Origin of the sequence: Nesterenkonia marinintestina (genome assembly GCF_025420485.1) — a bacterium.
GTDB classification, from domain to species: domain Bacteria; phylum Actinomycetota; class Actinomycetes; order Actinomycetales; family Micrococcaceae; genus Nesterenkonia; species Nesterenkonia marinintestina.
On the sequence record NZ_JAOEFD010000002.1, the window covers coordinates 196,865 to 215,489 of the forward strand.

The window sequence follows — 18,625 nt, forward strand, 5'->3', positions numbered from 1 at the left end:
TCCGGTCAGGGGTGGTGTCGGCCTCCATGATGTCAGCTCCGCAGCACCCAGGTCTTGTCTGCGCACCGAACAACGGGTGATACTGGCACCCCGTGTGTGATCTGTGACACATCCTGTCGCTCAGCACTCAACCGACCCGGGGTCCGTCACGAACAGAGGAGTCAGATCATGGCCGAATCGAACCGCGTCGTCGTCTACAAGGGCCCGGGGGAGGTCGCCGTCGAGTCGATCGACCATCCCCGCCTCGAGATTCCCCAGGAGGTCGCCGATCACTTCGGAATCTCCCGCAAGGCGCCCCATGCGGCGATCCTGAAGCTCGTCACCACGAACATCTGCGGCTCCGACCAACACATGGTCCGCGGCCGCACCACCGCCCCGGTCGGTCAGACGCTGGGGCACGAGATCACCGGCGAAGTCGTCGAAGTCGGCGAGGACGTGCAGTTCGTGCGTCAGGGCGACATCTGCTCGGTGCCGTTCAACATCGCCTGCGGTCGGTGTCGGATGTGCGACGAGGGGCACACCGGCGTCTGCCTGCACGTCAATCCGGCACGCGCGGGGGCCGCCTACGGCTACGTGGACATGGGCGGCTGGCTCGGCGGGCAGGCCGAGTACGTCATGATCCCCTATGCGGACTTCAACCTGCTGAAGTTCCCGGACCGTGACCAGGCGCTGGAGAAGATCCTCGACCTCACGATGCTCTCGGACATCTTCCCGACCGGCTACCACGGAGCCGTCACCGCGGGGGTCACCACCGGCTCGACCGTGTACGTCGCCGGTGCCGGCCCGGTGGGGCTCGCCGCCGCCCATGCGGCGCAGCTGCTCGGTGCTGCGGTGGTCATGGTCGGCGACATGATCCCCGGCCGGCTCGCCCAGGCCGAGAGCTTCGGCTGCGTGGGCATCGACCTCTCCGCCGAGGGTGAGCTCGTCGACAAGATCGAAGCCGTGGTCGGAGAGCCGGAGGTCGACGCCGCCGTCGACGCCGTCGGCTTCGAGGCCCGCGGGCACGGTCAGGACGCCGACGAGGCGCCGGCCACCGTGCTCAACGACTGCATGACCGTGGCGCGCGCCGCCGCCGGCGTCGGGATTCCGGGGCTCTACGTCACCGGTGACCCCGGAGCCGTGGACGACGCCGCGAAGGAGGGCACGCTCGGAGTGCGCCTGGGACTCGGCTGGGCCAAGTCTCAGCACTTCACCACCGGCCAGTGCCCGGTGAAGCGGTACAACCGGCAGCTGATGAACATGATCCTGCACGACCGGGCACAGATCGCGAAGGCGGTCAACGCCCAGACCATCAGCCTGGACGACGCGCCCCGCGGATACGCCGAGTTCGATCAGGGTGCGGCGACGAAGTACGTGATCGACCCGCACGGGATGGTCGCCTGACCCCGTACCGTGGGGTAACCAGATCAGGAGTGATGTGTATCACGCACCTGAGATCGGCGGTCGCGGTCACCGCGGCCGCCGATCCCGACCTATGGAGAGGACCTGACGATGGGAACGATATTTCTCTTCGAGATCATGGGGACGGCGACCCTGCTCCTGCTGGGCGCCGGCGTCGTCGCCAATGTGGTCCTCAAGGGGACGAAGGGCTTCGGCGGCGGCTGGCTGCTGATCAACTTCGGGTGGGGTCTGGCCGTCTTCGCGGGCGTCCATGTCGCCTACGCCTCCGGGGCCCACATCAACCCGGCCGTCACGTTGGGGCTGCTGACCTCCGGCGCCGAGGAGTTCGCGCCGGGCGTCGCCGCGAACATGCCGCACATGCTCGCCTACTTCGCCGCGCAGCTCATCGGAGCGATCATCGGCGCGGTGCTGGCGTGGGCGGCCTATAAGAAGCACTTCGACGACGAGGTCGACCCGGGTGCGATCCTGGGCGTCTTCTCCACCGGTCCGGAGAAGCGCAGCTACGGTTGGAACACCGTCACCGAGATCCTCGGCACCTACGTGCTCGTCCTGTTCGTCCTCATCTCCGGGGAGACTCCATCCGAACTCGGGCCGCTGGCAGTGGCGCTGGTCGTGGTCGGCATCGGTGCCTCCCTCGGAGGGCCGACCGGCTACGCCATCAACCCCGCACGTGACCTCGGTCCCCGCATCGCTCACGCCCTGCTGCCCATCGCCAAGAAGGGTGCCAGCGACTGGGCCTACTCCTGGGTTCCGGTGGTCGGTCCGCTCCTGGGAGCCGTGCTCGCCGGAGGATCCGTGCAGCTGCTGCCGCTGCTCGGCGCCGGCGGCTGACCGAACACACCTCCCGATCCCCCGACACCTGTGACCCGCAGACCTGAGGAAGGACGTCACCATGACTGAGAACGCGCAGGAGAACGCCGACTACGTCCTGGCCATCGACCAGGGAACCACTTCGACCCGCGCCCTGATCTTCGACCACGGCGGCGACATCGTCGGCAGCGGGCAGAAGGAGCATCGTCAGATCCTGCCCAGGGCGGGATGGGTGGAGCACGACGCCCAGGAGATCTGGCGCAACACCCGCGAGGTCGTCGGACTGGCCCTCGCCGACGCGGAGATCAACCGACACTCCCTGGCCGCCGTGGGCATCACCAACCAGCGCGAGACCACCGTGGTGTGGGACAGGGCCACCGGTGAGCCGATCCACAACGCGATCGTCTGGCAGGACACCCGCACCCAGCGGATCTGTGACGAACTGGCCGGCGACGAGGGTCCCGAGCGCTTCAAGGAACGTGTCGGACTGCCGCTGGCCACCTACTTCTCGGGTCCGAAGATCCGGTGGATCCTCGACGAGGTCGACGGTGCCCGCGAGCGCGCCGAGAACGGTGAGCTGCTCTTCGGGACGATGGACACCTGGCTGGTGTGGAACATGACCGGCGGATCCGACGGCGGCGTGCACGTCACCGACGTCACCAACGCCTCGCGCACCATGCTGATGAACATCGACACCCTCGACTGGAACGAGGACATCTGCGCAGAGATGGGCGTGCCGACGGCCATGCTCCCGGAGATCCGCTCCTCCTCCGAGGTCTACGGCTACGGCCGCAAGAAGGGTCTGCTCATCGACACTCCGATCGCCGGAATCCTCGGCGACCAGCAGGCGGCGACCTTCGGGCAGGCCTGCTTCGAGCCCGGGCAGGGCAAGAACACCTACGGCACCGGCAACTTCATGCTGATGAACACCGGGAACGACATCGTCCGCTCGGAGAACGGGCTCCTGACCACCGTGGCCTACAAGATCGGTGAACAGGAGACGGTGTACGCCCTGGAGGGCTCCATCGCCGTGACCGGATCGCTCATCCAGTGGCTGCGCGACAACCTGGGGCTCATCTCCTCGGCCGAGGAGTCCGAGACGCGCGCCAAGGAGGTCGAGGACAACGGGGGCGCCTACATCGTCCCCGCGTTCTCCGGACTCTTCGCCCCGCACTGGAAGCCCGATGCCCGCGGGGCGATCGTCGGACTCACCGGCTACGTGAACCGCAGCCACCTGTGTCGGGCGGCGCTGGAGGCGGTGGCCTTCCAGAGCGCCGAGGTCGTCGACGCCATGGACTCCGACGCCGATCAGGAGCTGACCGAGCTGAAGGTCGACGGCGGCATGGTCGTCAACGACACGCTCATGCAGTTCCAGGCCGACATGCTGGGCGTCGACGTGGTCAGGCCCCGCGTCATCGAGACCACGGCCCTGGGGGCGGCCTACGCCGCCGGCCTGGCCGTGGGCCACTGGCAGGGCACCGACGAGCTCGTGGCCAACTGGTCCGAGGACCGTCGCTGGTCCCCGGCGATGGACGGAGAGACCCGGGAGCGCAGCATGCGGCTGTGGAAGAAGGCCGTGCAGCGGACCATGGACTGGATGGACGAGGACGTCGAGGCCGCCGGCTGATCTCAGGCGGCGGGCCGCGCGTGGGCCGCGGCATCGGTAACGCATAGACTGGAGCGGTTCGCCTGCTGAGCAGTCGGCAGACCCGGTACGACCCACGGAGCAGCATGACCACCACCGCCCACGACGAGGCCGTTCCTCACCCGCTCGACGAGGAGGCGGTCGACGCACGCGTCCGGGACGCGCTGAGCTCCTTCGACGCCGCGTCGGACCTCGACGAGCTGAAGGCCGCCCGCCTGGCCCACACCGGAGACCGGGCGCCGATCGTGCTGGCCAACCGGCGGATCGGCTCCCTGGCCAAGGAGGACAAGGCGGCGGCGGGCAAGCTGCTCGGTCGGGCCCGCGGTCAGGTGCAGAAGGCTCTGGCAGCCCGCACGGAGGTGCTGGAGGCCGAGCACGCGGAGCGTCTGCTCGTCGAGGAGACCGTCGACGTCACCGCCGCGCCGCGTCGCCGCCGCATCGGTGCCCGACACCCGCTGTCGGTGCTGCAGGAGCGGGTCTCCGACGTATTCACCGCCATGGGCTGGGAGATCGCCGAGGGTCCGGAGGTCGAGTCGGAGTGGTTCAACTTCGACGCGCTGAACATCGCTCCGGACCACCCGTCGCGGGAGATGCAGGACACCTTCTTCGTCGAACCTCCGGACGCCCACCTGGTGCTGCGCACCCACACCTCCCCGGTGCAGGTGCGCTCGCTGCTGGAGCGTGAGCTGCCGGTCTATGTCCTCTGCCCCGGACGCACCTTCCGCACCGACGAGCTCGACGCGACCCACACCCCCGTGTTCCACCAGTTCGAGGGCCTCGCCGTCGACGAGGGGCTCACCATGGCCGACCTGAAGGGCACTCTGGAGCACTTCGCCCGGAAGATGTTCGGGCCGGAGGCCGCGATCCGTCTGCGCCCGGCCTACTTCCCGTTCACCGAGCCCTCGGCCGAGATGGACATCTGGCATCCCGACGCCAAGGGCGGCCCGCAGTGGATCGAGTGGGGCGGCTGCGGCATGGTGCATCCCAACGTGCTCCGCGCCGCCGGGGCGGACCCGGACCGCTATACCGGCTTCGCCTTCGGCATGGGGGTGGAGCGCACTCTGATGTTCCGCAACGGTGTGCCCGACATGCGAGACATGATCGAAGGCGACGTCCGCTTCTCCCAGCGCTTCGGAATGGAGGTCTGAGCCCGTGCGCATCCCGCTCTCCTGGCTCCGCGAACACACCCAGCTGCCCGCCGAGGCACGTGCCGAGGACCTGATGGCCGACCTGGTCAGGGTCGGCCTCGAGGAGGAGGACGTCCACCGCCCCTCCGATGAGATCAGCGGTCCCGTCGTCGTGGGCGAGGTGCTCGAGAAGCACCCCGAGCCGCAGTCCAACGGCAAGACCATCAACTGGTGTCAGGTCCGTGTGGTGCCTGAGGGGCAGACCCAGACCCTGACCCATGAGGGGATCTCGCCCGACGGGATCCAGGGTGTGGTCTGCGGCGCCCACAACTTCGAGGTCGGCGACAAGGTCGTGGTGACCCTGCCCGGCGCCGTGCTGCCCGGCGACTTCCGCATCAGTGCGCGGAAGACCTACGGTCATGTCTCGGCCGGGATGATCGCCTCGGTGAAGGAGCTCGGCCTCGGCGACGACCACGACGGCATCCTCGTGCTCTCGACCCTGGGCCTGGACCCGGAGATCGGCGCCGACGCGCTGGAGCTGCTGGGTCTGCGCGACGAGGCCGCCGAGATCAATGTGACGCCGGACCGCGGATACGCCTTCAGCATCCGCGGAATCGCCCGGGAGTACTCCCACGCCACCGGCACCCCGTTCTCCGACCCGGCCGAGGCGGTGAGCGTGCTGAGTCCGGGTGAGGCCGGTCACGAGATCCGGCTCGAAGACGAGGCGCCCATCTACGGCGTCCCCGGATGCTCCACGTTCGTCGCGCGGAAGGTCACCGGGGTCGACGTCGACGCCCCGACCCCTCCGTGGATGGCCTCCCGGCTGCGCCTGGCCGGGATGCGGCCGATCTCGCTGCCGGTGGACATCTCCAACTACGTGATGTGGGAGCTCGGTCAGCCGCTGCACTTCTACGACGCCGAGGCGCTGCGGGGAGCGGTCCGAGTCCGCCGAGCCGAGCCGGGGGAGCGGCTGACCACCCTCGACGAGAAGGACCGAGAGCTGCACGCCGAGGACCTCGTCATCGCCGACGACCGAGGAGCGATCGGCCTGGCCGGCGTCATGGGCGGGGCGGCCACCGAGGTTGGCCCCACCACCGACACGCTGCTCATCGAGTCGGCGCACTTCGACGCCGTCGGCGTCGGACGCACGCGCAGGCGCCACCGCCTCCCCTCCGAGGCCTCCAAGCGCAACGAGCGCGGAGTCGACCCCCGGATGGCCGCCGTCGCCGCACAGCGTGCGGTGGACCTGCTGGTCGGACTCGCCGGGGGGACCGACACCGGTGAGGTCACCGTCGCCGGAGAGGTCCCGACGCCCGAGCCCATCCGCTTCGACCCGTCCGCGGCCCAGCGGCTGACCGGCGTGGAGTACACCCGGGAGCAGGTCGTCGGCACCCTGGCCGCCGTCGGTGCCGACGTCGTCGACGACGGAGACGTGCTGACTGTGACTCCGCCGACGTGGCGTCCCGACATCACGATCCCGGAGGACCTCGTCGAAGAGGTGGCCCGGCTCGTCGGATACGACGTCATCGGCTCCCGACTGCCGGTCGCCCCGGCCGGCCGCGGACTCACGCCGGGACAGCAGCGGCGGCGCCAGGTGCTCTCCGGCATGGCCGCCGCCGGCTTCACCGAGACGCTGAGCTACCCGTTCCTCTCGCAGGAGTCGAACGAGCTCTTCGGCCGAGCCGAGGACACCGGGACGGCGCTGCCCACGGTGCGGCTGGCCAATCCGATCGCTGCGCAGCTCCCGACGCTGCGCACCACGCTGCTGCCGGGTCTGCTGGACACCCTGCGCCGCAACGTCTCCCGCGGATTCCACGACCTCGCGCTCTACGAATCCGGTCTGGTCTTCCTCCCCGGCGACATCCACGGCAGCCCCTCGATCCCCGGCCTGGGACGCCGCCCCGGAGACGAGGTGCTCGCCTCGCTGCGCGCCGGCATCCCCGAGCAGCCCCGGCGCATCGCCGCGGCGGTGGCCGGGGACGAGCCCGCCGCCGAGCTCGGCGACTCGGGCCGACGCCGGGACTGGGCCGACGCCCTCGACGCCGCCCGCACCGTCGCCGAGCTGCTCGGCCTCGAGCTGGAGGTCGCCCAGGGCCGACACGGGGCCCTCCACCCGGGGCGCACCGCCGAGCTGCGCATCGGGGGGACGTCGGTCGGGTGGGCCGGAGAGGTGCACCCGAAGGTCGTCGAGGAGTGGGACCTGCCCGCCCGCACCGCGGTGATGGAGCTCGACCTCTCAGCCCTGCTGGAGGCGGCGGCCGAGCAGGTCACCGCCGAGCCGATCTCCACGTTTCCGCCGACCACCCAGGACGTCTCGCTGATCGTCGCGGAGCAGACTCCGGCCGAGGAGGTCCGCAGCACGCTGGCCGAAGGCGCGGGGGAGCTGCTCGAGCACATCGAGCTGTTCGACGTCTACGACGGCGCAGGCATCGAGGAGGGCCGGAAGTCCCTGGCCTATGCCCTGCGGTTCCGGGCGACGGACCGCACGCTCACTGCGGAGGAGGCGTCGACCGCCCGGGGCGAGGCCGTGGAGCTCGCAGTGCGCCGCCACGGCGCCGTGCAGCGCTGACGCGGCGGAGTCCTCAGGGAGTCAGGACGAGCTTGCCGGTGGTGCGGCGGCCCTCGAGGTCCTCATGGGCCCGGGCCGCCTCCGCCAGCGGGTAGACCCCGCCGACGTCGAGGCGCAGCTGTCCCTCGGACAGCAGCCCGAAGAGTTCGCTGAACCGCCAGGCGCGCTCCTCGGCGTTGCGCAGGTACCAGTTCACCGCCGGACGTGTGATGAAGAGGCCGCCGCGCCGGTTGAGGTCCTGCAGGTCCAGCGGCGGCACCTGCCCGGAGGCGCCGCCGAAGAGGACCATGGTGCCGCGCACGGCCAGCGAGGACAGCGACCCCTCGAAGGTGTCCTTCCCGACGCCGTCGTAGACCACGGAGACGCCCTCGTCCTTGGTGATCTCACGGACCTGCTCGGCGAAGTCGTCGTAGCCCAGCACGTAGTCCGCACCGGCCTGCTGGGCGATCTCGGCCTTCTCCGGGGTGGAGGTGGTGGTGATGACCCGCGCGCCGCGGATCTTCAGCAGCTGGGTCAGCAGCTGCCCGACGCCGCCGGCGCCCGCATGGGTCAGCACGGTCTCGCCGGGGGAGACCCGGTAGGTGGAGTTGATCAGGTAGTGGGCGGTGACGCCCTGCAGCGGGAGGGCGGCCGCCTGCTCGTCGGTGACGGCATCGGGCACCTTCACCGCCTTGATCGAGTCGACCAGGAAGTGGGTCGAGTAGGTGCCGGAGGCCGCCTCGCAGGTGGCGATCCGCTGACCGATGCTCAGCGACTCCACGTTCTCACCCACGGCGATGACCGTTCCGGTGCCTTCGGAGCCCGGGACGAAGGGCGGCTCCATCGGGTAGACGCCGCTGCGCTGGTAGGTCTCGATGAAGTTGACTCCGGCGGCCCCGGACTCCACCAGCACCTGGTGGGCCCCCGGCTCCGGGAGGCTAGTCTCGACCGGCCGCAGGACCTCGGGCCCGCCGGTCTGCTCGACGCGGATCTGAGTCGCGGAGCTGGGCAGGTCCTCGGGGAAGACATCCTGTGCGTTCATGCGCCCCAGGCTACCGAAGACAGGCACAGGGGCAGAAATGTCCCTCGGCCGCACCTGCCCGCAGGCCGATTGCATAAATATTGAACCCAGTGAATACCATCCCGTAGGCTGGCTCCATGAGCTTCTCCATCGCCGTCTCCGGCGCCTCCGGCTACGCGGGGGGCGAAGTGCTGCGCCTGCTGGCGGGGCATCCCGACGTGGAGATCGGGGCGGTCACCGCCCACTCCTCGGCCGGGGAGCGCCTCGGGACGCTGCAGCCGCACCTGGTGCCCCTGGCCGACCGTCTGATCTCCGACACGACCGCCGAGAACCTCGTCGGACACGACGTCGTCGTCCTGGCCCTGCCCCACGGCGCCTCCGGAGCCCTGGCGGCCCAGCTGGGCGAGGACACCCTGGTGATCGACGCCGCCGCCGATCACCGGCTCGAGTCCTCCCACGCCTGGGAGAGCTTCTACGGCTCGGCGCACCAGGGCACCTGGCCCTACGGGCTCCCCGAGCTCCCGGGTCAGCGGGAGCTGCTGGTCGGGGCCCGTCGGATCGCGGTGGCCGGCTGCTACCCGACCACCGTGCTGCTCGGACTGGCTCCGGCCTTCGCCGCAGGTCTGGTCGAGCCCGAGGACGTCGTCGTCGTGGCCGCCACCGGCACCTCCGGCGCGGGCAGGGCGACGAAGCCGCACCTGCTCGGCTCGGAGGTGATGGGCGGGATGAGTCCCTATGGGGTCGGCGGAGTGCACCGGCACACCCCTGAGATCGAGCAGGGGCTGAGCAGGGCCTCCGGCGAGCAGGTGCGCGTCTCCTTCACCCCCACGCTGGCTCCGATGCCCCGCGGCATCCTCGCCACCTCGACCGCACGGCTCGCCCCCGGTGCCTCGGCTCAGAGCCTGCGCGAGGCCTACGCCGCCCAGTACGACGACGAGCGGTTCGTCCACCTGCTCCCCGAGGGACAGTGGCCGACGACCAAGCAGGTGGTCGGCTCCAACCATCTGATGCTCCAGCTCGCGGTGGACGAGCGCGCCGGACGGCTCGTGGTCTGCTCGGCGGCGGACAACCTGACCAAGGGCACCGCCGGAGGTGCTGTGCAGTCGATGAATCTGGCGCTCGGCCTGCCCGAGGCGGCCGGACTCGGTCAGTTGGGAGTCTCCCCATGAGCATCACCCGCCCGCACGGATTCCGCGCGTCCGGCGTCACCGCCGGCCTGAAGTCGTCCGGACGCGACATCGCCCTGATCGTCAACGACGGACCGTCCCACTCCGCGGCGGCGGTGTTCACCTCCAACAGGGTGGCCGCGGCCCCGGTGCTCTGGTCCGCCCAGGCCGTGAGCGACGGGCGCGCCGACGCCGTGGTGCTCAACTCCGGCGGCGCCAACGCCTGCACCGGGCCCGACGGCTTCGTCGACGCCCACCACACCGCCGAACACGTCGGCGAGGCCCTCGGCCTCTCCGCCCAGGACGTGCTCGTCTGCTCCACCGGGCTGATCGGCGAACGGCTGCGGATGGACCTGCTGCTGCCGGGGGTCGACGAGGCCGCGGCCTCGCTGGCCGACGACGAGGCGGCCGGAGCGGCCGCCGCCGAGGCCATCCGCACCACCGACTCCGTGTCCAAGACGTCGGAGGCCTCCGGGCCCGGCTTCACCGTCGGCGGCATCGCCAAGGGGGCCGGGATGCTGGCCCCGGGCATGGCGACGATGCTCGCCGTCATCACCACCGACGCCGAGGTCGCACCGGACGCCCTGGACACCATGCTCCGGGAGGCGGTGCGGGTGAGCTTCGACCGCGCCGACTCCGACGGGTGCATGTCCACCAACGACACCGTCGTCGCCCTGGCCTCGGGTGCTCACCCCGAGGCGGGCACCCACGACGAGGAGGAGCTCCGGGCCGCGCTGACCGAGGTCTGCCGCGACCTGGCGGCCCAGCTGATCGCCGACGCCGAGGGGGCCGCCCACGAGATCGCGATCACCACGGTCGGTGCGGCCACCGAGGAGGAGGCCGAGGCCGCCGGGCGGGCGGTGGCCCGATCGAACCTGTTCAAGACGGCGATCTTCGGCGGAGACCCCAACTGGGGCCGCATCCTCGCCGCCGTCGGGACCACCGACGTGGAGTTCGACCCCACCACCATCGACGTCGCCGTCAACGGGGTGTGGATCTGCCGGGCCGGAGGCATCGGCGACGACCGCTCCGGCGTGGACCTCTCCGAGAGGCGGGTCGAGGTGACCGTCGACCTGAAGTCGGGGGACGCGGAGGCGACGATCCTCACCAACGACCTCACCCATGACTACGTCCACGAGAACTCGGCGTACTCGACCTGAGGAGCACCGCAGTGAGCGAGACCACCACCTTCCGGGACTCCGACTCCCGGCTCAGTGCGGCGACGAAGGCCGCCACCCTGATCGAGGCGCTGCCCTGGATGCAGCGCTTCGCCGGGGAGACGATCGTCATCAAGTACGGCGGCAACGCCATGGTCGACGACGACCTGCGCCGCGCCTTCGCCGAGGACGTCGTCTTCCTGCGCCACGTCGGAGTGAATCCCGTGGTGGTGCACGGCGGGGGACCGCAGATCAACGCGATGCTCGAGACCCTCGGCGTGGAGTCCGTCTTCCGCGGCGGCTACCGGGTCACCACCGAGGAGACCATGGACGTGGTCCGTATGGTCCTCACCGGACAGGTCGGCCGCGAACTCGTCGGACTCATCAACAGCCACGGACCCTACGCCGTGGGCCTCTCCGGCGAAGACGGAGCCCTGCTGCGCGCCGCTCGTCAGCGCGTCGTCGTCGACGGCGAGGAGGTGGACCTGGGGCTGGTCGGCGAGGTCACCGGAGTCAATCCCCGAGGGGTCGAGGACCTGCTGGCCGCGGGACGCATCCCGGTGATCTCCACCGTGGCCCCCGAGTTCGACGCCGACGGCCGCCCCACCGGCCAGGTGCTCAACGTCAACGCCGACATCGCCGCCGCCTCCGTGGCCTCCGCCCTGGGTGCGGCGAAGCTCATCATGCTCACCGACGTCGAGGGCCTGTACGCGGACTGGCCCGATCGGGACTCGCTGGTCTCCTCCATCTCGGCCTCCGAGCTGCGCACCATGCTGCCGAGCCTGAGCTCGGGGATGATCCCGAAGATGACCGCGGCGCTGCACGCGGTCGACGCCGGGGTCCATCGGGCCGCCGTGGTGGACGGTCGCGAGCCCCACTCGATGCTGCTGGAGATCGTCACGACCGACGGCGTCGGCACCGAGGTGCACCCCGACCGGGAGGACCCTCGGTGAGCCCCGCCGACGCCCGAGGACGGTGGCAGGACCGCTACGCCGCGTCCCTGATGGGAGTCTTCGGTCCGCCGCAGCAGATGCTGGTCTCCGGCCGGGGGTGCCGTGTGCGGGACGCCGAGGGCCGTGAGCTGCTCGACATGCTCGGCGGCATCGCCGTCAACGCCCTCGGCCACGCCCATCCGGCGCTGACGGAGGGACTGGCCGAGCAGATGCGCCGGTTGGGCCACGTCTCCAATCTGTTCACCACCGAGGAGCAGCTGGTCCTCGCCGAGCGCCTCCTGGAGGTCTCCGACCTTCCGGAGGGCTCCCGGGTGTTCTTCGCGAACTCCGGCTCCGAGGCGAACGAAGCTGCGCTGAAGGCCGTGCTCAGACATCGGCAGGACACCGGCCGATCCCGGATCCTCGCGCTGACCGGCGGATTCCACGGACGCACCGTCGGCGCACTGTCCCTGACGCACAAGCCCGCGTTCCGCGATCCCTTCGGTCCGCTGGTCGACGGCGTCGAGTTCCTGCCGCCCCACGACCTTGACGCACTCACCGAGGCCATGGGTGCGGGCGACGTCGCGGGCATCTTCCTCGAGCCGATCCAGGGCGAGGCCGGAGTCGTCCCCCTGGACCCGGGGTATCTGGGTGCGGTGCGTCGACTCACACGTGACCACGGCGCACTGATGATCCTCGACGAGGTCCAGACCGGCATCGGGCGCACCGGGGACTGGTTCCGCTTCCAGGGGGCCGCGCGCCGCGCCGGTGAGGACCTCACCCCGGACTACCTGACCGTCGCCAAGGGTCTCGGCTCCGGGGTGCCCGTGGGGGCGATGATCGCCGCCGGGACGCAGAACTCCGCGCGGCTGGCGGCCGGCCAGCACGGCACCACCTTCGGCGGCGGTCCGCTGGCGGCGGCGGCCGGGCGGATCACCATGGAGACCATCGAGGCCGACGGGCTGCTGGAGAACGCGCGCACCGTCGGAGCCCGGCTGGCCGACGGGCTGCGGACCCTCGACGGCGTCACCGAGGTCAGGCAGTTCGGTCTGCACCTCGGCGTCGACGTCGCCGCGGACGCCCGCGGACTCGTCGCCGTCGCGCGAGACCACGGGCTGATCATCAACGCCGTCGGCGAGCGGACCCTGCGCCTGGCCCCGCCCCTGATCCTCACCGCCGCCGAGGCCGACGAGTTCCTGGAACGCTTCGCCCCCGTCCTCGCCTCCGCCGCACCCGCCGACCCCGACCACCGCCCGGAGGGCCCATGACCGTCCGCCACCTCCTCACAGACCTCGACCTCACCCCCGGCGAGCTCACCGAGGTCCTCGACCTCGCCGACCATCTCAAGGCCCACCCCTACGCGATCGAGGCCCTCGCCGGACCGCAGACGGTGGTGGTGATTTTCGACAAGACCTCCACCCGCACCCGAGTGTCCTTCGCCGCGGGGATCAGCGCGCTGGGGGGTTCGCCGCTGATCATCAACCCGGGGGAGGCGCAGCTGGGGCACAAGGAGTCCGTCGCGGACACGGCCGGGGTCCTGGGCCGGATGGTCTCCGCCGTGGTGTGGCGGACCTTCGCCCAGTCCGGGCTGGAGGACATGGCTCGGCACAGCCGGGTGCCCGTGGTCAATGCGCTCTCCGACGACTACCACCCCTGTCAGCTGCTGGCCGACCTCCAGACGGTGCGCGAGCACCTCGGATCCCTGGCCGGACGGAGCCTGGCCTATCTGGGCGATGCGGGCAACAACATGGCCGCCTCCTATCTGCTGGCCTGTGCCAACGCAGGGATGGACGTACGGATCGCCGGTCCCGCGGGACACCTGCCGGACGACGACGTCGTCGCCGCCGCCCGGGAGCGCGCTGCCGACACCGGCGGTTCGGTGCTCGTGACGACGGAGCCCGCCCGCGCCCTCGACGGGGCCGAAGCGGTCGCCACAGATACGTGGATCTCCATGGGGCAGGAGGAGGGGACGGTCGACAGGACGAGCCTGTTCGGCGACTACCGCATCGACGCCGAGGCCATGCGGCGGGCCGCCGAGGATGCGATCGTGCTCCACTGCCTGCCGGCCTACCGGGGTGCCGAGATCGCCGCCGAGGTCATCGACGGACCGCAGTCGGTGGTGTTCGACGAGGCGGAGAACCGCCTCCATGCGCAGAAGGCCCTGCTCACCTGGCTGCTGGTGGAGTCCGGACTGGCCGATGCGGCGACGGCCGATGCCGTGGGCGCCGTCTGCCGGAGGGGGCACGACCGATGAGCCCGACGGCACCGGTGACCAAGGCCGCACGCCACGCGAAGATCCGTGAGCTGATCACTCGGGGGAGCATCCGCTCGCAGGCGGACCTCGTCGCCGAGCTCGCCGACGACGGGGTCTCGGTCACGCAGGGGACCCTGTCCCGGGACCTCGTCGAACTCGGAGCCGCCCGCGTGCGCGCCGCCGACGGCGGCATGGTGTACGCCGTGCCAGGGGAGGGGCACCGCGGGGCGCTGCAGGCTGAGCTCTCGGCCGCGGAGACCACCGCTCGGCTGCGCAGCCTGTGCCGTGACCTGCTGCTCTCCGCCGAGGCCAGCGCGAACCTGGTCATCCTGCGCACACCCCCGGGTGCGGCCCAGTTCCTGGCCAGTGCCGTCGACAACTCCGGGTTGGACGAGGTGCTCGGAGCCATCGCCGGCGACGACACCATCATGCTGGTGACCCGGGACCCGGCCGGAGGTGCGGCGGTCGCCGCCCGGTTCGGCAGCTTCGCCGAGGGGCGGGGCTGAGGATCCGGGGCGGAGCCCAAGTTCTCATGATGCGAAAATGTGTTTCCAATCACGCAACCTGTGTGTGATACTGACCACTTGAGAGTCATCCCGTGCTCCGGCCGTCGGAGAGCGGGCGGGCAGCAGCAGGTCCCAGCACGAACCAGGAGCACACGCATGGCCGATCCTCTGCAGATCACCGTCAACGGTGAACTTCGCACCACCGAGGGGCTTCCGCCTCGGGTGAACCTCCTGGACTGGCTGCGGAGCCTCGGGCTCACCGGAGCCAAGGAGGGGTGCGCCGAGGGCGAATGCGGGGCCTGCGCGGTGCTCGTCGCCCGTCCGGACGGGCCGGAGCGATCGCGCTGGACCTCCGTCAACGCCTGTCTTCCTCCGGCCTCCTCCTTCGACGGCCAGGAGGTCGTCACCGCCGAGGGGCTCGGCACCGCCGGTGCCCCCGGCGTCTCCGAGGATCTGCACCCGGTCCAGCGGGAGATGGCCGAGCGCGGCGGCTCCCAGTGCGGCTACTGCACTCCCGGCTTCATCTGTTCGATGGCGGCCGAGTACTACCGTCCGGAACGCGCCCCCCGTGAGGACGGTGCCGACGCCCACTGCGGAGCCAACGGCTTCGACCTCCACGCCCTGAGCGGAAACCTCTGCCGATGCACCGGATACCGACCGATCCGCGATGCGGCCTATGAGCTCGGGGAGCCTGAGGGGGAGGACCCCCTCCGACGACGCCTGGGCCGTGGAGCCCCTGAGCCGCGCCCGATCACGGTCCGTTCCGAGGAGAGCGCCTTCAGCCGGCCGCGCACCTTCGAGGAGCTGCTCCGGGCCTATGCGGAGGAGACCGACGCCCTGCTCATGGCCGGTGCCACCGATCTGGGCGTCGAGAGCAACATCCGCCACCTGCGTCCCCGACTGGTGCTCGCGATCGATCACCTCTCTGAGCTGCGCGAGCTCTCGTTCTCCGACGACGTCGTGCGGATCGGGTCCGGCGTGACGCTCTCCGAGGTCGAGCGCCTCCTCGACGGTCGTGTGCCGCTGCTCGCCCAGCTCATGCCGCTGTTCGCCTCCCGCCTCATCCGCAACAGCGCGACCCTGGGCGGGAATCTGGGGACCGCGTCTCCGATCGGAGACGCCGCGCCCGTCCTGCTGGCCCTCGACGCCTCTCTGGTGCTGGCATCCGCAGAGGGCGAGCGCACCGTCCGACTCAGCGAATTCTTCACCGGCTACCGGGAGACCGTGATGGCGCCGGGCGAGCTGATCCGTGCCGTCGAGGTCCCGATGTCGCAGCTGCCGACCACCGCCTTCTACAAGATCGCCAAGCGACGGTTCGACGACATCTCCGGAGTGGCCGTGGCCATCGCCGCAGACGTCGAGGACGGGACCTTCCGGGAGGTCCGGATCGGGCTCGGCGGTGTGGCGGCGACTCCGATCCGCGCCTCGGCCACGGAGGACGCGCTGCGGGGCCGACCGTGGACCGCCGAGACCATCGCCGATGCCGCCGCAGTCATGGCCGGCGAAGGGACGCCGATGGACGATCTGCGGGCCAGCGCCCGCTACCGCTCAGCGATGCTGGAGGAGAGTCTGCCGAGGTTCTTCGCAGAGTTCGCAGCTGTGGAAGTGGAGGGAGCATCCCGATGAACAGGACGCCAGAGACCGGATTCGGCCCGACCCGGGGTGCGGGGCGGGGAGTGGGCTCGCCGGAGTCCCATGAGAGCGCCGCTCAGCACGTGACGGGGACTGCGCTGTACACCGATGACATCGCCGTCGGCGACGGGCGGACGCTCCATGCGTGGCCCGTCCAGGCCCCCCACGCCCGTGCGGAGATCCTCTCGGTCGACGTCGAGCCGGCGCGCCGGGTCGAGGGCGTCGTCCGTGTGCTGACCGCCGAGGACGTGCCGGGAACGAACGACGCCGGGGTGAAGCAGGACGAGCCGCTGTTCCCCGACACGGTGGAGTTCTACGGCCACGCCGTCTGCTGGGTGCTGGGGGAGACCACGGAGGCCGCCCGTCGAGGAGCGGAGGCGGTCAGCGTCGAGTACGAACCGCTCGACTCCCTGGTCACCCTGTCCGAGGCCATCGAGGCGGGCAGCTTCCAGGGGCGACGCCCCGTGCTCTCCAAGGGGGACGCGGCCGCCGGACTCGAGCGCTCGGCCCGCCGCTTCTCCGGATCCTTCGAGTTCGGAGGCCAGGACCACTTCTACCTGGAGACGCACGCCTCGTTCGCCTTCGTCGACGAGGGCGGACAGGTGATGGTGCACTGTTCGACCCAGCACCCCACCGAGACCCAGGAGATCGTCGCGCACGTCCTCGACCTCGCCAGCCATGAGGTGACTGTCCAGTCCCTCCGCATGGGAGGTGCGTTCGGCGGCAAGGAGATGCAGCCGCACGGCTTCGCGGCCGTCGCGGCCCTCGGCGCCACGCTCACCGGCCGACCGGTCCGCCTGCGACTGACCCGGACCCAGGACATGACGATGACCGGAAAGCGTCATCCCTTCGCCGCCGACTGGGAGGTCGGCTTCGACGACGACGGCCATCTGACGGCGCTGCGCGCCACCATCACCTCGGACGGCGGCTGGGCCCTGGACCTCTCCGAGCCGGTGCTGTCCCGGGCGCTGTGCCACATCGACAACGCCTATTCGATCCCCGACGTCGAGGTGCAGGGGCGGATCGCCCGGACGAACAAGACCTCGCAGACCGCCTTCCGAGGCTTCGGCGGCCCCCAGGGGATGCTCATCATCGAAGACATCCTGGGACGGTGCGCCCCTGCGCTGGGCGTGGCCCCCGACGAACTGCGGCGTCGCAACCTCTACAGCGCCGGCGACATCACCCCGTACGGGCAGCCGGTGCGCCACGCGGAGCGCCTCGAGGACCTCTGGGGGCAGCTGGAGGAGCGCGGCGACGCCGACCGCCGTCGCCGGGAGATCGAGGAGTTCAATGCGGCGAACCCGCACACCAAGCGGGCGATGGCGCTGACTCCGGTGAAGTTCGGGATCTCCTTCAACTTCACCGCCTTCAACCAGGGCGGCGCCCTCGTCCACGTCTACAGGGACGGCTCGGTGCTGATCAACCACGGTGGGACCGAGATGGGTCAGGGGCTGCACACGAAGATGCGGCAGGTCGCGGCCACCGCCCTGGGAGTGCCCCTGGGACGCGTGCGGCTGGCTCCGACCCGTACGGACAAGGTCCCCAACACCTCCGCCACGGCGGCGAGCTCCGGCGCGGACCTCAACGGAGGTGCCGTGAAGGACGCCTGCGAACAGATCCGTGGACGGCTGGCCGAGGTGGCCGGGCGTCGGCTCGGCGTCCACACCGAGGACGTCCGCTTCTCCGAAGGCACGGTGATCGGGCTGGGACAGGGCAGCATGACGTTCGACGAGGTCGTCCGGGACGCGTACTTCCAACGGGTCCAGCTCTTCGCCGCCGGGTACTACCGGACCCAGGGCCTGCACTGGGACGCCGCGCGGATGCAGGGGGAGCCGTTCAAGTACTTCGCCTACGGCGTCGCGCTCAGCGAGGTCGAGGTCGACGGCTTCACCGGCGCATACCGGCTGCTGCGCACCGACATCGTCCACGACGTCGGTGACTCCCTGTCGCCGCTGGTGGATGTGGGACAGGTGGAGGGCGGCTTCCTCCAGGGCGTCGGCTGGCTGACCCTCGAGGAGCTGCGCTGGGACGTCTCCGAGGGCGAGCGTCGCGGCCGCGTCCTGTCGCAGGCCGCCAGCACCTATAAGCTTCCGAGCTTCTCTGAGATGCCGGAGCACCTGAAGGTCCACCTCTATGAGCGCGCCACCGAGACCGGGGTGGTCTACGGCTCCAAGGCGGTCGGTGAGCCTCCTCTGATGCTGGCCTTCAGCGTCCGAGAGGCCCTGCGGTCCGCCGTGGCTGCCTTCGGCCCGGGCGACGTCGAGGTCGACCTCGGCTGCCCGTCGACCCCGGAGGAGGTCTTCTGGGCCGTCCGGAGGGCTCGCGAGGCGCGGCGGACGACGCGCGACCACGCGGCCCCCCGAGCCGGTGCGTCGGCCGAGTCCGCTCCGGCCCCCGCCGCGGTCCGCGGCTGAAGCGGCGCGGAG

The 18,625-nt window shown here is 70.8% G+C and carries 14 protein-coding genes; 13 read left to right on the top strand and 1 reads right to left on the bottom strand.

The window, feature by feature from the left end; genetic code table 11:
- The first annotated feature begins 168 nt into the window (after window positions 1-168).
- From fdhA to pheT, 5 genes are all read left to right on the top strand, one after another.
- Entirely contained in the window at window positions 169-1,383 is a 1,215-nt protein-coding gene (fdhA, locus tag N7E59_RS03140; RefSeq protein WP_261623457.1) for a formaldehyde dehydrogenase, glutathione-independent, read from the top strand.
- Window positions 1,384-1,491: 108 nt separating this feature from the next.
- Window positions 1,492-2,232 (top strand): MIP/aquaporin family protein, encoded by a 741-nt coding sequence (locus N7E59_RS03145; protein WP_261623458.1) that lies wholly within the window; start codon window positions 1,492-1,494, stop codon window positions 2,230-2,232.
- Between the two features lie 61 nt (window positions 2,233-2,293).
- Window positions 2,294-3,838, top strand: a complete 1,545-nt coding sequence (gene glpK, locus N7E59_RS03150; RefSeq protein WP_261623459.1) for a glycerol kinase GlpK — start codon at window positions 2,294-2,296, stop codon at window positions 3,836-3,838.
- 104 nt (window positions 3,839-3,942) lie between these two features.
- Entirely contained in the window at window positions 3,943-5,004 is a 1,062-nt protein-coding gene (gene pheS / locus N7E59_RS03155) for a phenylalanine--tRNA ligase subunit alpha (RefSeq protein ID WP_261623460.1), read from the top strand.
- 4 nt (window positions 5,005-5,008) lie between these two features.
- Window positions 5,009-7,552 (top strand): phenylalanine--tRNA ligase subunit beta, encoded by a 2,544-nt coding sequence (gene pheT / locus N7E59_RS03160; RefSeq protein ID WP_261623461.1) that lies wholly within the window; start codon window positions 5,009-5,011, stop codon window positions 7,550-7,552.
- Window positions 7,553-7,565: 13 nt separating this feature from the next.
- Here the strand turns inward: pheT and N7E59_RS03165 are convergent, their stop codons facing one another.
- Window positions 7,566-8,573 (bottom strand): quinone oxidoreductase family protein, encoded by a 1,008-nt coding sequence (locus tag N7E59_RS03165; RefSeq protein WP_261623462.1) that lies wholly within the window; start codon window positions 8,571-8,573, stop codon window positions 7,566-7,568.
- A 116-nt stretch (window positions 8,574-8,689) separates the two neighbouring features.
- Between N7E59_RS03165 and argC the strand changes: the two genes are divergently transcribed.
- The 8 genes from argC to xdhB all read left to right on the top strand — a co-directional run bounded on the left by argC (window position 8,690) and on the right by xdhB (window position 18,613).
- On the top strand, window positions 8,690-9,721 hold the full coding sequence (gene argC, locus N7E59_RS03170; protein WP_261623463.1) for an N-acetyl-gamma-glutamyl-phosphate reductase: 1,032 nt from the start codon (window positions 8,690-8,692) through the stop codon (window positions 9,719-9,721).
- Window positions 9,718-10,878 (top strand): bifunctional glutamate N-acetyltransferase/amino-acid acetyltransferase ArgJ, encoded by a 1,161-nt coding sequence (gene argJ / locus N7E59_RS03175; protein ID WP_261623464.1) that lies wholly within the window; start codon window positions 9,718-9,720, stop codon window positions 10,876-10,878. The genes argC and argJ overlap by 4 nt, the downstream gene beginning before the upstream one ends.
- Window positions 10,879-10,889: 11 nt before the next feature.
- Window positions 10,890-11,828, top strand: a complete 939-nt coding sequence (gene argB, locus N7E59_RS03180; protein WP_261623465.1) for an acetylglutamate kinase — start codon at window positions 10,890-10,892, stop codon at window positions 11,826-11,828.
- The gene (locus tag N7E59_RS03185; RefSeq protein ID WP_261623466.1) at window positions 11,825-13,075 is read left to right on the top strand and encodes an acetylornithine transaminase; all 1,251 of its coding nucleotides are present in this window, start codon (window positions 11,825-11,827) and stop codon (window positions 13,073-13,075) included. Before argB ends, N7E59_RS03185 begins: the two co-directional genes overlap by 4 nt.
- The gene (argF, locus tag N7E59_RS03190) at window positions 13,072-14,061 is read left to right on the top strand and encodes an ornithine carbamoyltransferase (protein ID WP_261623467.1); all 990 of its coding nucleotides are present in this window, start codon (window positions 13,072-13,074) and stop codon (window positions 14,059-14,061) included. Before N7E59_RS03185 ends, argF begins: the two co-directional genes overlap by 4 nt.
- Complete coding sequence (locus tag N7E59_RS03195; RefSeq protein WP_261623468.1) at window positions 14,058-14,567, top strand: arginine repressor; 510 nt, start codon at window positions 14,058-14,060, stop codon at window positions 14,565-14,567. The genes argF and N7E59_RS03195 overlap by 4 nt, the downstream gene beginning before the upstream one ends.
- 156 nt (window positions 14,568-14,723) lie before the next feature.
- A complete protein-coding gene (locus N7E59_RS03200; RefSeq protein ID WP_261623469.1) occupies window positions 14,724-16,193 on the top strand; it encodes a xanthine dehydrogenase small subunit in 1,470 nt (489 codons plus the stop codon).
- Window positions 16,190-18,613, top strand: a complete 2,424-nt coding sequence (gene xdhB / locus N7E59_RS03205; RefSeq protein WP_261623470.1) for a xanthine dehydrogenase molybdopterin binding subunit — start codon at window positions 16,190-16,192, stop codon at window positions 18,611-18,613. Before N7E59_RS03200 ends, xdhB begins: the two co-directional genes overlap by 4 nt.
- The last annotated feature ends 12 nt before the right edge of the window (window positions 18,614-18,625 follow it).

What these genes read in the sequence shown, in the direction of transcription:
- argC (WP_261623463.1), top strand. Translation starts at nt 8,690, where the DNA reads ATGAGCTTCTCCATCGCCGTCTCCGGCGCCTCCGGCTACGCGGGGGGC.
- argF (WP_261623467.1), top strand. Translation starts at nt 13,072, where the DNA reads ATGACCGTCCGCCACCTCCTCACAGACCTCGACCTCACCCCCGGCGAG.
- argJ (WP_261623464.1), top strand. Translation starts at nt 9,718, where the DNA reads ATGAGCATCACCCGCCCGCACGGATTCCGCGCGTCCGGCGTCACCGCC.
- pheS (WP_261623460.1), top strand. Translation starts at nt 3,943, where the DNA reads ATGACCACCACCGCCCACGACGAGGCCGTTCCTCACCCGCTCGACGAG.
- N7E59_RS03200 (WP_261623469.1), top strand. Translation starts at nt 14,724, where the DNA reads ATGGCCGATCCTCTGCAGATCACCGTCAACGGTGAACTTCGCACCACC.
- fdhA (WP_261623457.1), top strand. Translation starts at nt 169, where the DNA reads ATGGCCGAATCGAACCGCGTCGTCGTCTACAAGGGCCCGGGGGAGGTC.
- N7E59_RS03195 (WP_261623468.1), top strand. Translation starts at nt 14,058, where the DNA reads ATGAGCCCGACGGCACCGGTGACCAAGGCCGCACGCCACGCGAAGATC.
- glpK (WP_261623459.1), top strand. Translation starts at nt 2,294, where the DNA reads ATGACTGAGAACGCGCAGGAGAACGCCGACTACGTCCTGGCCATCGAC.
- N7E59_RS03165 (WP_261623462.1), bottom strand. Translation starts at nt 8,573, where the DNA reads ATGAACGCACAGGATGTCTTCCCCGAGGACCTGCCCAGCTCCGCGACT.
- N7E59_RS03145 (WP_261623458.1), top strand. Translation starts at nt 1,492, where the DNA reads ATGGGAACGATATTTCTCTTCGAGATCATGGGGACGGCGACCCTGCTC.
- xdhB (WP_261623470.1), top strand. Translation starts at nt 16,190, where the DNA reads ATGAACAGGACGCCAGAGACCGGATTCGGCCCGACCCGGGGTGCGGGG.